Annotated in this window: 9 protein-coding genes and 1 pseudogene; 7 read left to right on the top strand and 3 right to left on the bottom strand. The window is 61.6% G+C overall.

What is annotated here, in order from left to right; all coding sequences use genetic code 11:
• Window positions 1–417: 417 nt before the first annotated feature.
• Entirely contained in the window at window positions 418–1,119 is a 702-nt protein-coding gene (locus tag EAH78_RS30865; protein WP_140671966.1) for an OmpW/AlkL family protein, read from the top strand.
• A 53-nt stretch (window positions 1,120–1,172) separates the two neighbouring features.
• Here the strand turns inward: EAH78_RS30865 and EAH78_RS30860 are convergent, their stop codons facing one another.
• Together EAH78_RS30860 and EAH78_RS30855 are read right to left on the bottom strand one after the other, a co-directional pair.
• Window positions 1,173–2,102 (bottom strand): NAD-dependent epimerase/dehydratase family protein, encoded by a 930-nt coding sequence (locus EAH78_RS30860; protein WP_140671964.1) that lies wholly within the window; start codon window positions 2,100–2,102, stop codon window positions 1,173–1,175.
• Window positions 2,095–2,979 carry a sugar nucleotide-binding protein gene (locus EAH78_RS30855; protein WP_140671962.1) on the bottom strand — a complete coding sequence of 295 codons (885 nt, stop codon included), beginning with the start codon at window positions 2,977–2,979 and terminating at the stop codon, window positions 2,095–2,097. The genes EAH78_RS30860 and EAH78_RS30855 overlap by 8 nt, the downstream gene beginning before the upstream one ends.
• Before the next feature lie 325 nt (window positions 2,980–3,304).
• On the opposite strand from EAH78_RS30855, the gene EAH78_RS30850 reads away from it, so the two are divergent.
• Entirely contained in the window at window positions 3,305–7,621 is a 4,317-nt protein-coding gene (locus tag EAH78_RS30850) for a DEAD/DEAH box helicase (protein WP_140671960.1), read from the top strand.
• Between the two features lie 135 nt (window positions 7,622–7,756).
• Here the strand turns inward: EAH78_RS30850 and EAH78_RS30845 are convergent, their stop codons facing one another.
• Window positions 7,757–9,880, bottom strand: coding sequence for a mechanosensitive ion channel family protein (locus EAH78_RS30845; RefSeq protein ID WP_140671958.1), 2,124 nt, complete (start codon window positions 9,878–9,880; stop codon window positions 7,757–7,759).
• 312 nt (window positions 9,881–10,192) lie between these two features.
• Between EAH78_RS30845 and EAH78_RS30840 the strand changes: the two genes are divergently transcribed.
• The 5 genes and pseudogenes from EAH78_RS30840 (at window position 10,193) to EAH78_RS30815 (ending at window position 15,582) form a co-directional block, all read left to right on the top strand.
• Window positions 10,193–11,392, top strand: a complete 1,200-nt coding sequence (locus tag EAH78_RS30840; protein ID WP_140671956.1) for an MFS transporter — start codon at window positions 10,193–10,195, stop codon at window positions 11,390–11,392.
• Window positions 11,393–11,596: 204 nt separating this feature from the next.
• Window positions 11,597–12,523, top strand: coding sequence for a DUF72 domain-containing protein (locus EAH78_RS30830; protein ID WP_140671952.1), 927 nt, complete (start codon window positions 11,597–11,599; stop codon window positions 12,521–12,523).
• Window positions 12,520–13,317, top strand: a complete 798-nt coding sequence (locus EAH78_RS30825) for an endonuclease/exonuclease/phosphatase family protein (protein WP_140671950.1) — start codon at window positions 12,520–12,522, stop codon at window positions 13,315–13,317. Before EAH78_RS30830 ends, EAH78_RS30825 begins: the two co-directional genes overlap by 4 nt.
• A pseudogene (gene clsB / locus EAH78_RS30820) lies at window positions 13,314–14,609 on the top strand (cardiolipin synthase ClsB). The gene EAH78_RS30825 and the pseudogene clsB overlap by 4 nt, the downstream one beginning before the upstream one ends.
• Entirely contained in the window at window positions 14,596–15,582 is a 987-nt protein-coding gene (locus EAH78_RS30815) for a lysylphosphatidylglycerol synthase domain-containing protein (protein WP_140671948.1), read from the top strand. Before clsB ends, EAH78_RS30815 begins: the two are co-directional and overlap by 14 nt.
• Window positions 15,583–15,638 lie beyond the last annotated feature (56 nt).

The following is a 15,638-nucleotide window of genomic DNA, read 5'->3' as shown; positions in this document are numbered from 1 at the left end:
TGCGGATTGATCCGGATTTCAAGGTTGTCTTTAGAAACGTCGATGCCTGCGCAGGAAAACATAGCCAAACCCTCTTACACTCAAAGGTGAGAGCGCTCTGGCTGGGCTCCACGCTTGTAACTGTTCGAGGTAGGCTCGTTCAACTGTTCGGGCTCAATAACCAGAGTGGAGGGGTGAATGGCAGCGTGGGCTCCCACACGTGCTTTAAGCACTCCGGGCGTTCAGCTTGCCACTCACCGCTCTCATCACCAGTCTAATTCCTGCGCAAGACACAAGCGGGCTTGCTCGCGAAGGGGCCCTAAGAGCCAACACAAAAACCAACCCCATCACAGTTTCATTGAGCTGCATCAAAAGACCGGAACAGAGCGCTTTGTACCATTGGACATCGAAAATTTTTAACGTCCTCTGGAGCCCTCCATGCACAAATCCTTGCTCAGCGCTTCGCTGTTTGCCTTAGCGCTCACAGCCCCGCTCGCCCACGCCTTCGAGGCCGGCGACATCCTCATTCGTGCCGGTGCCATTACCGTCAACCCGAAAGCCGACAGCTCCAGCGTCAAGGTCGATCAAGGCCCGCTGGCCGGTACCAACCTGGGTGGCAAAGCCACCATGAACAGTGACACCCAGCTGGGTCTGAACTTCGCGTACATGTTCGACAGCCACTGGGGCATCGAGCTGCTGGCGGCCACCCCGTTCGAGCATGAGGTGAAACTTAAAGGCACTGCTCTCGGCTCCGCAGCCAACGGCAAACTCGGCACCTTGAAACATTTGCCGCCGACTTTGAGTGTCGTGTACTACCCGCTGGACTCGAAGTCCGATTTCCAGCCGTACCTCGGCGCCGGTATCAACTACACCGTGATCTACGACGAACACGTCGGCAGCGAAGCCCAGGCCAAGGGCTTCAGCAACTTCGAAGCAGACAACTCATGGGGCCTGGCGTTTCAGGTCGGGGCTGACTACATGATCACCGACAACATCTTGCTCAACGCCCAGGTGCGCTACATCGACATCGACACCACCGCGACCGTTGAGAACAACTCGATTGCGCCGGGCACACGTGCCAAGGTCAATGTCGATGTGGACCCGTTCATTTACATGGTGGGCCTGGGTTACAAGTTCTAAGTCCCCATAAAAAAGGCGCCTCAACAGGCGCCTTTTTTGTGGCTTTAGAAAACTCAGCGTCCCAACAGCCTTGCCAGGCCAACACTCATCGGTGTCTGCTCGCAGAAGCTGAAGCGCTGCAACAATCGCTGATTGTTCGCCCGTGAATGGCGGATATCGCCAGAACGCGCCGGGCCGTAGCTGATCGGCGGCAACTCACCCACCACCGCTTCCAGCGCCTGGAGCATTTGCTTGAGGCTGGTCGCCTGGTTCCAGCCGACATTCACCGCACCGACTTCAACCTGTGGTTTTTCGAAGGCTTGCACCAGCAGATCCACCAGATCCTCGACGTAGACGAAGTCACGCGTTTGCTCGCCATCGCCGAATACGGTGATCGGCAGGCCTTTCTGTGCCCGTTCGCTGAAAATGCTGATCACCCCGGAATACGGCGAGGACGGATCCTGACGCGGGCCGAAGATGTTGAAGAAGCGGAAAATCACTGGTTCCAGTGCATGCTCGCGACGGTAAAAATCGAAGTAATACTCGCTCGCCAGCTTGTCCGACGCGTACGGCGTCAACGGCGCTTTAGCGGTGTCTTCATTGATCGACTCACCTTCGCCATTGTTGCCGTAAACCGCCGCACTCGAGGCGAACAGCACACGTTTGACACCGGCCTGGCGCATGGCTTCGCAGACGTTCAGCGAGCTGATGAAGTTGCTCTGGTGAGTCTTCACCGGGTCGTCCACCGAGGCCTGTACCGACGCCACTGCGGCCAGGTGCGCCACGGCGCTGCAACCGGCCATCGCCTGAGCGACCAGCGCAGCATCGGCGACGTCGCCAACGATCAATTCAAGGTTGGGGTTATCGAGTGGCAAGTTACTGCGTTTGCCGGTGGACAAGTCATCGAGAATGCGCACCGAATGACCCTTGGCGAGCAAGGCATCAGTCAGGTGCGAGCCGATGAAACCGGCGCCGCCGGTGATTAAAACGGGTCCGTCAGCCATGGCGATAAAACCTGTCCAGTAAGCCCGGGAGTGCAGCACGCCAGGCGCGAGGCTTGATCCCGAACGTGTGCAAAATTTTCTTGCAGGCCAGCACCGCGTGTTGCGGCTCTTCGGCGGCATCCGGACGCGCGGCATGAGCCTGGGCGGTCGGTGCTTCGATGGCCAGCGGATGCAGGCTGCGTGCTTCGGTCAGGATGGCCTGCCCTAGCGCCAGCGGCGTGGTCGCCTCATGCCCGGCGTAATGATAGGTGCCCCACAGCGGCGCTGCACAATCGAGTTGCTTGAGCACCGAGATGATCACCCGAGCCGCATCGTCGACCGGGGTCGGGTTACCCCGGCGGTCATCGGCCAGCAGCAGTTCGTCGGGTGTTTCGGCCCGCGCAAGGAAACGCCCCAGCGTGCCGTCAGGGCTGTCATCGAGCAGCCAGCCGAAACGCAGCAATACATGCTGCGGGCAGGTCGCACGAACGCTTTGTTCGATGCGCCACAACGCCTGACCGCGCAGGCCCAGCGGCACCGGTTCGTCTTTTTCGCTGTAGGCGGTGGCACGGGAGCCATCGAACACGCGATAGCTCGAGGGTTGCAGCAGCACGATGTTGTGATGCTGGCACAGTTCGGCCAGACGCTCGACCGCGCGCTCCTGCCCGGCCAGGCGCGCTTCGCTGACCGTCTCCGCCTGAAACCAGTCGAAGTAATAGGCGAGGTTGATCAGCGCGTCCGGGCGGGTGTCGTCGAGCAGCTGCGTCAGGCTCGCGGCATCCCAGCCGTCTTGCGGGGGGCGGGGGGCGAGGAAACCGATGTCTTCCTCCGCACCGAGGCGAATCAGCGCCTGCCCAAGGGCATTTCCGCCGCCCAGTAACATAAGGCGCATTCGCATAGAGTCAGCAGGCCCAGTCTGATTGGAACGATGGCTGTATCGGCACGGCCCGCGGGCAATGCCGTTGATAGATGCCGGAATCGTTGCATTTTGCGGGTTTAGTGCGCAACCGTCATCCGTAAAGTGTAGATCCCAGGGATTTGGTGTGGCTACTGGCCCCTTCGCGAGCAAGCCCGCTCCCACACTCGATCTGCAGTGAACTCAATATTTATGAATGACACAGATTAAAGGTGGGAGCGGGCTTGCTCGCGAAGGGGCCCTGGAGGTCGGCGAAGGTCCTAAGCGGTACTTGCATCTTCATCCCCCCACCCGCATAAATCACTTCATGAATCTGCCAATCCCCACGGACAGCGCCCTGGCAGGCTTCCACCCCGCCGTCAGCGCCTGGTTCAGCAGCAACTTCCCGACGGTCACCGCCGCCCAGGCCCGGGCGTGGCCGTTGATTCGCCAGCGCCGCTCGACCCTGATCGCCGCACCCACCGGCTCCGGCAAAACCCTCACCGCGTTCCTCGCGGTCATCGATGATCTGGTTCATCGAGGCCTGGAAACCGATGACGGGCTGCCCGACGAAACCCTCGTGGTTTATGTCTCGCCGCTCAAAGCGTTGTCCAACGACATCCAGATCAACCTGCAAAACCCGCTCGCCGGGATCACCGGGCAATTGCGCGTGATGGGCTTGCCCCCATTGCAGATCAACACTGCCGTGCGCACCGGCGACACCCCGCAGAAAGACCGCTCGGCCATGCGCAAGACCGCGCCGCACATCCTGGTGACCACCCCGGAATCCCTTTACGTGCTGCTCGGCTCCGATTCCGGGCGGCAGATGCTCGGCACTACACGCACCGTGATCGTCGATGAAATTCACGCCATCGCCGCCAGCAAACGCGGCAGCCACTTGGCCCTGAGCCTTGAACGGTTGCAGGCGCTGTGCGCAAAACCGCTGGTGCGCATCGGTCTGTCCGCCACGCAAAAACCCATCGAAGCGGTGTCGCGTTTTCTGGTCGGCCGCGACCGTCCATGCGAGATCGTCGACATCGGCCACGCCCGCCCACGGGACCTGGACATCGAAGTACCGCCCGTGCCGTTGTCGGCGGTCATGGCCAATGACGTCTGGGAACTGGTCTACGACCGGCTCGCCGCCCTCGCCCGCGAACACCGGACCACGCTGATTTTCGTCAACACCCGGCGCCTCGCCGAGCGCCTGAGCCGGCACCTGAGCGAACGCCTCGGCAAGGACGCGGTGGCCGCGCACCACGGCAGCCTGGCCAAAGAGTTTCGTCTGGACGCCGAACAGCGGCTCAAGCGCGGCGACCTGCAAGTGCTGATCGCCACCGCATCACTGGAATTGGGCATCGACATTGGCGATGTCGACCTGGTGTGCCAGATCGCCTCGCCGCGCTCGATTTCCGGATTTTTGCAGCGGGTCGGTCGCTCCGGGCACCAGGTCGGCGGCACGCCCAAAGGCCGCTTGTTCGCTACTACCCGCGACGACCTGATCGAATGCGTCGCGCTGCTCGATTGCGTCCGGCGCGGCGAACTCGACACGTTGCAGATTCCCACCGCGCCGCTGGACGTACTCGCGCAACAAATCATCGCCGAGGTCAGTTGCCAGGAATGGCCGGAGCAGGCGCTGCTGGAGACGTTTCGCAACGCCTCGCCGTATGCCGGACTTGACGAAAAACATTATCAGGCGCTGCTGCACATGCTCGCCGAGGGTTACAACGGGCGCCAGGGCATCCGCAGCGCTTACCTGCACCGCGACGCCGTCACCCGCACCCTGCGCGGTCGTCGGGGCGCCAAGCTGACCGCCGTGACCAGTGGCGGGACCATTCCGGACAACGCCGACTACAGCGTGTTACTGGAGCCTCAAGGGCTGAACATCGGCAGCGTCAACGAAGACTTCGCGGTGGAAAGCATCGCCGGGGACGTGTTCCAGCTGGGCAATACTTCCTACCGGATCCTGCGGGTCGACACCGGCAAGGTCCGGGTCGAAGACGCTCAGGGGCAGCCGCCGACCATTCCGTTCTGGCTCGGCGAAGCGCCGGGACGCAGCGCGGAACTGTCGTTTGCGGTCGCCCGCTTGCAAGCGCACCTCGACGAGCTGCTCGGCGCCACACCGGGCAACCTGCAACCGGCCCTCGACTGGCTGACCGACACCCTCGGCCTAAACCTCGCCAGCGCCGAGCAACTGGCGGATTACCTCGCCCGTGCGCGCCTGACCCTCGGCGCCCTGCCGTCGCAGGACACGCTGCTGATGGAGCGGTTTTTCGACGAATCCGGCGGCACACAACTGATCATCCACACCCCGTTCGGCAGCCGCATCAACCGCGCCTGGGGCCTGGCCCTGCGCAAGCGTTTCTGCCGCACGTTCAACTTCGAATTGCAGGCCGCTGCCAGCGAAGACGCGATCGTGCTGTCGCTGTCCACCAGCCACAGTTTTGAACTCGACGATGTCTGGCGTTACCTGCACAGCAACAGCGCCGAACAACTCCTGATTCAAGCGGTGCTCGACGCGCCGTTGTTTGGCGTGCGCTGGCGCTGGAATACCGGTGTCGCCCTGGCCCTGCCGCGCTATAGAGGCGGACGCAAAGTACCGCCGCAGATCCAGCGGATGAAAAGCGAAGACTTGATCGCCAGTGTCTTCCCCGATCAGATTGCCTGCGTCGAAAACCTCGCCGGCGAGCGCGAAATTCCCGACCATCCGCTGGTGGAACAGACCCTCGACGATTGCCTGCACGAAGCGATGGACAGCGAAGGCTGGCTGGCGCTGTTGCGGCGCATGGAACGTGGCGAGGTGCGGCTGATCAGTCGCGATTTGCCGGCGCCGTCCCCGCTGGCAGCAGAAATCCTCAGTGCCCGGCCCTACACCTTTCTCGACGATGCACCGCTGGAAGAGCGGCGCACGCAAGCGGTGCTCAACCGCCGCTGGACCGACCCACAGTCGACCGGCGACCTCGGCGCGCTGGATGCCGAAGCGATTCAAGCGGTGCGCGACGAGGCCTGGCCGACACCCACCGACGTCGATGAAATGCATGAGGCGTTGATGAGCCTTGCGTGCATTACCGATGCCGAGGCACAGGCCAATGCGCACTGGCTTGATTGGCTGAACGCCTTGGCCCACAGCGGTCGCGCCAGCCGCTTGCAGGTCAACGCCGGGCAATCGTTGTGGCTGGCCCTGGAGCGACTGACCTGCTTGCAGGCGATTTATCCACAGGCCACTTTGTTGCCGGCGCTGCAAGCGTTGCCCGGTTTCGATGAGGCCTGGGTGCCAGACGAAGCCACCGTAGAAGTGATCCGCGCTCGGCTCAGCGCCTTCGGGCCGTTGCCGCTCACCGCGATTGCCGAGTCGCTTGGATTAGCGGCCAATCCGGTCACCCAGGCCTTGGCACAACTGGAACGCGAAGGCTATGTGTTGCGCGGCCGGTTCACGCCGGATGCGGGTGATGAGGAATGGTGCGAACGGCATCTGTTGGCGCGCATTCACCGCTACACCGTCAAGCGTTTGCGCCGGGAAATCGAGCCGGTGGCGTTGCAGGACTTCATGCGTTTTCTGTTCGACTGGCAGCACCTGTCGTCGGCGACTCAGGGCCAGGGCAACGCGGTTTTGCCGGCGATCATCAGTCAGTTCGAAGGCTACCCCGCCGCGGCATCGGCCTGGGACAGCGACATCCTGCCGGCGCGGATCAAAGACTATTCACCGGCTTGGCTGGATGATCTGTGCCGCAGCGGCAAACTGGTCTGGACCCGTCTGACCGCTCACAACAAAAGCGCAAGCACGGCACTGCGCAGCACGCCGATTCTGCTGCTGCCTCGCAGTCAGGTCGGCTTGTGGAGTGGCCTGACCGAGCAGACGGCGGTCAGCGAACTGTCGCCCAAAACACAAAAGGTTCACCAAGCGCTCAGCCAGCACGGCGCGCTGTTTTTTGATGAGCTGATTCACGAAGCTCACCTGCTGCGCGCGGAACTGGAAATCGCCTTGCAGGAACTGGTCGGCGCCGGGCTGGTGAATGCCGACAGCTTCGCCGGCTTGCGGGCGCTGATCACCCCGGCCAGCAAACGCCAGAATCGCAGCAGCCGACGCGGTCGCGGGGCCTTTATTGGCGGGATGGACGATGCCGGACGCTGGGCCTTGTTGCGCCGCGGTCCTGCCGCGCCGGTTGTGGATAACAAACGTGCTGCGCCCACGCCTGCCGAGACACTGGAACACATCGCCATGACCTTGCTGCGACGCTACGGCGTGGTGTTCTGGCGCTTGCTGGAACGTGAGGCGGATTGGCTGCCGAGCTGGCGCGAATTATTGCGCACCTTTCATCGGCTGGAGGCGCGGGGCGAGATACGCGGAGGGCGGTTTGTCAGTGGCTTGGCCGGTGAACAGTTTGCGTTGCCTGAGGCGATTCCGTTGCTGCGCGAAATACGCCGACGGCCGCATGACGGGAGTTTGGTTGCGGTGTGCGGGGTTGATCCGCTGAACCTGGCCGGGACGCTGTTACCGGGGGCGAAGGTGCCGGCGTTGGCGAGTAATCGGCTGGTGTACCGCGATGGGCTGCCGGCGGCGGCGGAGATTGCCGGCAAGCAGCATTTTTGGATGGAGCTGGATCAGGTATCGAGTGCTGAATTGCAGAGCAAACTGATCCGGCATTGATGTTGTCCGGGCGGGCCTCTTCGCGAGCAAGCCCGCTCCCACACTTGATCTCGGTCGTTCACAAATGCTGTGTGCACTGAAGCTCTAATGTGGGAGCGGGCTTGCTCGCGAAGAGGCCATGAGCCCCAACACAAATCACTGGGTTCGCGGCTGATCCGGCAACAACACCGGCGAATGCTCCTGCGCCAACTCCCCATCCCCATCCACCTGCCGCTTCGGCATCAAAACCTGCTGTGGATAAGTCTGCGCGAAATGCACCCACGGGCTGTTATCCACAAGCTTTTTCAAACGCTGGTTAAACGCCCGGCTCACCGCATATTGCCCGCCCGACACGGTACGGAACTGCGCCGTCAGCACCACGCCATTGAGGTCCATTTTGTCGACGCCAAATACGTCGAGCGGCCCTTGCAGGTTGTACTTGAGAAACGGGTCATCGCTGATCGAATGCCCGGCCTCGCGGATCAGTTCAATCGCCTTGTCGACATCGGTGTCGTAGGTGAACTGCACCGAGAAGAACGCATAGGCAAACTGCCGGGATTGGTTGGTCACTGCCTTGATCTGGCCGAACGGCACCGAGTGCACAAAACCCTTGCCGTCACGCAGGCGCAGGGTGCGGATGGTCAGGCCTTCGACTGTGCCGGCATGCCCGGAATCGAGCACCACCCAATCACCTATCGACAAGGTGTCTTCGATGATGATGAACAGCCCGGTGATGACGTCCTGCACCAGTTGCTGGGAACCGAAACCGATGGCCAGCCCCACCACCCCGGCACCGGCCAGGAATGGCGCGACGTTGATCCCCAGGTTGGCCATGGTGGTGATCGCACAGATCACCACCAGCAGGATTTTGATCGCGTTGCGCAGCAGCGGCAGGATGGTTTTCACCCGCGTACTCGGCTGGCGTGCGGAGCGTTTGTTGACCGGTGGTTTCAGGGCTTCCTGAATCGCCGTGTCGAGCACCACCCAGACCATCCAGGTCACCAGGAAAATCAGGCCGATGCGGCTCAGCGAATCACTGATCGCGCGCCCGACCGTGTTACTCATCGCGAATTCCAGGAGTGACACCCCCCAGATCCGCCCCAGAATATCGATGAACACAATCGACATGCCGATCCGCAACAAGGCGTGCGAAAGGCTCAGGAAACGCTCTTTGTAGGCATTGCTGCGACGCGCCGCTTGCTCGCTGCGGGTCTTGAACAGGTGATGCAGCGTCGTGCTGAGGAACACCGTGGCGATCAACAAAATGGTAGTGAACAATGCGCTGCGCAGCACTTGCTGATTGTCATCGCTGATGCTGATCAGGTTCATGACCGAGACCATCACCATCAACAGAATCGGCCAATACCACAGCCCCGAAAAAATCCGCAGCATCTCGCGCAACGCTGGCTGCTTGAGGCGTTGGGCCAACGGCAGAATGCGGATCAGGTGCGCGACCGGCCGACGCATTTTGATCACCAGCAGACCAAAGGAAATCGAGGCCCCTAGCCCGGTCAACACTGCGAGGCCGCTGGTGAGGTTGTTGCCCAACTGATGGGCGATCTGCGGGCTGGTCAAGGCATCGCTGATCGCGACCAGAAAACCGATCCCGAACAGCGGCCGAGGGCTGTACTGACGAAGGATCTGCACCGCCCGGCGCTTGTGTCCCGTATTGAACAGGACCACCAATGTGAGCACCAGCGAGGCGGCGAAAATACCGCTGCTAGTGGCATAGGCGAAACACAACGCCAACGCCCGGCCAGCTGACACGGGCAGGAAGTGGCTGACAAAAATAGTTAGCGGCAGGCTGATCAGCGCCGGAAGGCTGAACGGCAACACATAACCGAGCACGGCCTGGCCGCGTTCGCGGGTGAGCAGCAAGCGGTGCTGGCTCAGGCGCTGGGCCAGCATCCCGCCAAGCAGCCAGAGCAACGCAAAGACGCCAGCCCACACGCCGGACAAAATCAGGAAATCCCCGACCACGCCCCAGCTGGAACGCGCCGAGGGGTGATTGACCAGTCGATCCACTTCATCGGCCGCGCGATCCGCACGCAGTCGCCAGGCGTCGACGAGGTCGTCGTTGAGATCAAGTTTGCTCTCGACCTCATCGATGCTCGAACTGATTGCCCCCAGCAAACCGCCCTGGACCAGTGGTTCCGGGTGAGCCGCTGGCGTCGCCGCGCTGCTGGTCGCCGGCAGGCCCGGCAGCGTTGCCGCGTGCAGTCCCAGGCTGCAGGTGAACAGAAGTAGCGCCAGCGATATCGCAGTCTTGAACTTGAGCAAAACGGGGAGCTCCGTTGAAACAGTCTGTAAGAAGCTGATCGAAAATTGGCAGGCAAGTTCGGTTTTGGCCGCGGGATAAAAGACTACGCGATTCCCTGTGGGAGCGGGCTTGCTCGCGAAAGCGATGTATCAGACACCTATATGTCGACTGACACGACGCCTTCGCAAGCAAGCCCGCTCCCACCTGGAACTGTATAGCACCCTCGATATTTGACCTAAACGCAAATATCAAATGCTTCCCCCGGTATTTTTCTGCACAACCCAACCCTAGACACTGCGCTCCATTCACTCAAACCCACCGGAGTTGCAGTCATGCCCATTGCCTTGCTCGCGCTGACCCTCAGCGCCTTCGCCATCGGGACGACCGAGTTCGTCATCGTTGGCCTGTTACCCACCATCGGCGCCGACCTTGGTGTGAGCCTGCCGTCCGCCGGCCTGCTGGTCAGCCTGTACGCCCTAGGCGTGGCCATCGGCGCCCCGGTGCTGACGGCCCTGACCGGCAAAGTCCCGCGCAAAATGCTGCTGCTGTCGCTGATGGTGCTGTTTACCCTCGGTAATCTGCTGGCCTGGCAAGCGCCGAGCTACGAGTCGCTGATCATTGCGCGGATCGTCACTGGCTTGGCCCACGGGGTGTTTTTCTCGATTGGCTCGACCATCGCCACCAGCCTGGTGCCCAAGGAAAAAGCCGCCAGTGCGATCGCCATCATGTTCACCGGCCTGACCGTGGCACTGGTCACCGGCGTGCCGCTGGGGACTTTCATCGGTCAGCATTTCGGCTGGCGTGAAACCTTCCTCGCTGTGTCGGCATTGGGCGTGATCGCCTTCATTGGCAGCCTGATCTACGTGCCGAACAACATCGCCCACAGCAAACCCGCTTCGCTGTTGCAGCAATTGCAGGTGCTCAAGCAACCGCGCCTGCTGTTGGTGTACGCCATGACGGCGGTCGGTTACGGCGGTTCGTTTATCGCGTTCACCTTCCTGGCGCCGATTCTTCAGGACATTTCCGGCTTCAGCGCCGGTACGGTCAGCCTGGTGTTGCTGGTCTACGGCGTGTCGGTGGCAGTCGGGAACATCTGGGGCGGCAAACTGGCAGACAAGCGCGGCCCGATCAGCGCACTGAAAATCATCTTCGCCTTACTCGCCGCCGTGCTGTTCGTGCTGACGTTCACCGCCGGCAATCCATGGCTGGCGCTGGCCACGGTGCTGGTCTGGGGCGCCGTCGCGTTCGGCAACGTACCGGGCCTGCAAGTGTATGTGGTGCGTCAGGCTGAACATCACACCCCGCAGGCGGTGGACGTGGCGTCGGGGTTGAACATTGCGGCGTTCAACCTCGGCATCGCCGGTGGTGCGTGGGGTGGTGGCTTGATCGTTGCGCACATGGGGTTGATTCATACCGCGTGGATCGGGGGTCTGGTGGTGTTGGTGGCATTGGCACTAACGGCGTGGAGCGGTCGGCTTGATCGGCTGGGACCGGTGTATCAAGGCTCAACCCGAATCGTCGCCGGGCATTGATTAATCCTGTGGGAGTGAGCCTGCTCGCGATAGCGGTGAATCAGTCGCCGTGAATGTCGACTGACACTCCGTCATCGCGAGCAGGCTCACTCCTACATTGGATATGTGTGTGCCGTACCGTCTGTAGTCCCGTCGAAACTTTCTCACCCGCCCGACAGTCATCAAAAGACACAGCTGTCCGAGGACCATCAGGCGGGAGGCGACATGGCGGCGATTCATATCGGTATTTCAGGCTGGCGTTATGCGCCGTGGCGGGGGGATTTCTACCCGAAGGGGCTGACCCAAAAGCGCGAATTGCAATTCGCCTCGCGGGCGGTCAACAGCATTGAAATCAATGGATCGTTTTACGCCTTGCAACGGCCGGAACGTTACGCGGAGTGGTACGCCGACACCCCGCCGGGGTTCGTCTTCAGCGTCAAAGGCCCGCGTTTCATTACCCACATCAAACGCCTGCGGGACATCCATCATCCACTGGCGAATTTCTTTGCTTCAGGCGTGCTGGAGCTCAAGGAAAAGCTCGGCCCGATCCTCTGGCAATTCCCGCCTAACTTCAAATTCGATGCCGATGTGTTCGAAAGCTTCCTCGAACAATTACCCCACGACACCCGACAAGCGGCCGCCCTCGCCCGCCAGCACGATTCGCACGTGAACGGCCACGCCAGCCTCACGGCGTACAAGAAAAAAGCTATACGGCACGCAGTGGAAATCAGGAACGAAAGCTTCGTCGACCCGGCGTTCATCCGTTTGCTCAAACGCTACAACGCCGCACTGGTGATTGCTGATACGGCGGGTAAATGGCCGTACCGGGAAGACCTCACCAGCGATTTCGTCTACCTGCGCCTGCACGGTGCCGAAGAACTCTACGCCAGCGGCTACACCCCGCAGGCGCTGAAGCGCTGGGGCGACCGGATCGACGCCTGGGTGCATGGCCAACAACCGTCGGACGCACATTTGATCGCCCCTCGGCAAAAGCCCAAGGCACGAAAATCCCGCGAGGTGTTCTGCTATTTCGATAACGACATCAAGGTCCGCGCGCCCTTCGATGCGCGGCGCCTGCTCGAACGTTTCCATCTGGACAACGAACTCGCCACCGCCCCCGGTGAGCCGGCGGCCGAAGGCGTGCTGCCATGAATATTCCCGAGTCGCTCGACGCAGCGGATGAGCCGTCACCCACCCTCACCGCCGTGCGCCGCTTCACGGTGCTGACGGTCAATACGCACAAAGGTTTTACCGCGCTGAACCGGCGTTTCATCCTGCCGGAGTTGCGTGAAGCGGTACGCAGCGTGTCCGCCGACGTGGTGTTCTTGCAGGAAGTCCACGGCGCCCATGAACAGCATCCCATGCGCTACAGCAACTGGCCGGCGATGCCGCAATACGAGTTCCTGGCCGACACCCTGTGGCCGCAGTTTGCCTATGGCCGCAACGCGGTGTACCCAGCGGGTGATCACGGCAATGCGCTGCTGTCGAAATTCCAGATCATTCGCCATGACAACCTCGACGTCTCGATCAGCGGCCATGAAAACCGCGGCCTTCTGCATTGCGTGCTGCGCCTGCCCGGGGACGGCCCGGAAGTCCACGCCATCTGCGTGCATTTGGGGCTGCGTGAAAGCCATCGTATCGAACAACTCAAGCTGTTGACCCGACGCCTTGCAGAGTTGCCGGACGATGCGCCGGTGATCGTTGCCGGGGACTTCAATGACTGGCGCCAGCGCGCCGATGTGTTGCTTAAACCGTGTGGCCTGCGCGAAGTATTCGCCGAGCATCACGGCAAACCGGCGCGCAGTTTTCCGGCGCGACTGCCGGCGCTTCGACTGGACCGCATCTACGTGCGCAACCTCAAGGCCAGCCGTCCGCAGGTGCTGGCCGCCCGCCCCTGGTCACACCTTTCCGACCACGCACCGCTGTCGGTGGAGATCGAACTATGAGCATCCCTTCGATGGAAGAAACCCGCGTGGAACATCTGTCCACAACTCAGACCACCGGCGAGCCCAGCGTGGTCGATGTCGACTACGGCTGGCAAGGCAACAACCGGATCGAGTTGCTGGAAAACGGTGAGGCGTATTTCCCGAGGGTGTTCGAGGCCATGCGCCAGGCGAAGACTGAAATCCTCCTGGAAACCTTCATCGTGTTCGAGGACAAGGTCGGCAACGAAATGCAGCAAGTGCTGATCGACGCGGCCCGGCGCGGCGTGCGAGTCACCGCCAGTCTCGACGGCTTTGGCTGTGGCGAATTGAGCACCGGGTTCCTCGCCGCGTTGAGCGAGGCCGGCGTACACATCCAGATATTCGATCCGGCGCCGAAGCACCTGGGCATTCGCACCAACTGGTTCCGTCGGCTGCACCGCAAGATCGTGGTGGTCGACGGCACGATTGCCTTTATCGGCGGGATCAACTTTTCCGCCGACCACCTGGGCGACTTCGGCCCCGAGGCCAAGCAGGATTATTCGGTTGAGGTGCAAGGCCCGGCGGTGGCCGACATTCATCACTTCGCACTGCTGCAATGCGGGCGCCCGGCCCGTGCCAAATAATGGTGGCAACGACGCCGGCAGCGGCGCTCGGAATTGGCCTTCAACGATCATGACGGTCAGGTCCGGCTGGTGTACCGCGACAATGGCGACCACCGTACCGACATCGAAGAGGTTTACCGACTTGCGCTGCGCACGGCCAAGCGCCGGGTGGTGATCGCCAACGCCTACTTCTTTCCCGGTTATCGTTTGCTGCGCGAGATCCGTAACGCGGCGCGCCGTGGCGTCGATGTGCGGCTGATCCTGCAAGGCCAACCGGACATGCTGGTGGCCAAGCTCGCGGCGCGCATGACCTACGACTATCTGCTCAAGTCGGGCGTGCAGATTCACGAGTATTGCGAGCGGCCGCTGCACGGCAAAGTCGCGCTGGTGGATGAGGACTGGAGCACCGTCGGTTCGAGCAACCTCGACCCACTGAGCCTGTCGATGAACCTGGAAGCCAACGTGCTGATCCGCGACCGTGCGTTCAATCGCACGCTGTTCGAGCGCCTTGAACACCTGAGCGACAACCACTGCAAAGCCATGTCCGTCGATAACGCTCCGCGCGGACGCATCTGGCACATGACGGTGGGCTTTCTGGTGTTTCACTTCCTGCGGCATTTCCCGGCCTGGGCGGGTTGGCTGCCGGCGCACAAGCCGCGCCTGAAACCCTTCAGCCACCCAACCGGGAGCGATCACCATGTCCCGCGCTGAAGCTCATTCGACCCCACACACCGAGCACCCGGCGAAAACCCGATGGAGCCGTTGGAAGCGTCCCTTGACCATGCTGTTTTTCCTCGCGTTGATCGTTTTGCTGACGATGCTGGCCCAGCGTCTCGAATGGAACGAAGTGTTCGACACCCTGGCGGATTTCAAGGTGCGCACACTGATCATCGCGTCGGGGCTGACGCTGTTGAGTTTTCTGGTGTACGCCTGTTTCGACCTGATCGGCCGCACCTACATTCGCCAGGACCTGACGTGGAAACAGATCCTGCCGGTGGGGATCATCAGCTACGCCTTCAACCTCAATCTGAGTGCATGGGTGGGTGGCATCGCCATGCGTTATCGGCTGTATTCACGGCTGGGCGTGAGCAAGGGCAACATCGCAAAAATCCTCGGCCTGAGCCTGGCGACCAACTGGTTCGGCTACATGGTGATTGCGGGAGCAGTGTTCAGCAGCGGTCTGGTGCGCATGCCGCCCGGCTGGAAACTGAGCAGCGATGCCTTGCAAGGCGTCGGCGTGGTGCTGCTGCTGGTGAGTGCGGGTTACCTGGCCGCGTGCCGGTTTTCAAAGCGCCGGGAATGGGCGATTCGCGGGGTGGAAATCAACCTGCCATCGTTGCGCATGGCGGTGCTGCAACTGGCACTGGGGGCGCTGAACTGGTCGTTGATGGCGGCGGTGATTTTTACTTTGTTGCCGAGCAAACTGGATTATCCGCTGGTGCTGGGGGTGCTGCTGATCAGCGCGATTGCCGGGGTCATCACGCATATTCCGGCAGGGCTTGGCGTGCTGGAGGCGGTGTTTGTGGCGCTGCTGCAACATGAGGTTTCGCGGGGGAGCCTGGTGGCGGGGTTGCTGGCGTATCGGGCGATTTATTTTATTTTGCCGTTGTTGATTACGTTGGTGATGTATTTGGTGGTGGAGGCCAAGGCCAAGTCGTTGCGGATTTCGAAGAAACCTTCTTGAATATGTGGTGAGGCGGATGCCGCCTTCGCGAGCAAGCCCGCTCCCACAGGTTGATC

Source organism: Pseudomonas arsenicoxydans (genome assembly GCF_006438915.1).
Lineage (GTDB): Bacteria > Pseudomonadota > Gammaproteobacteria > Pseudomonadales > Pseudomonadaceae > Aquipseudomonas > Aquipseudomonas arsenicoxydans_A.
This window is presented reverse-complemented; position numbering and strand designations above follow the sequence as displayed.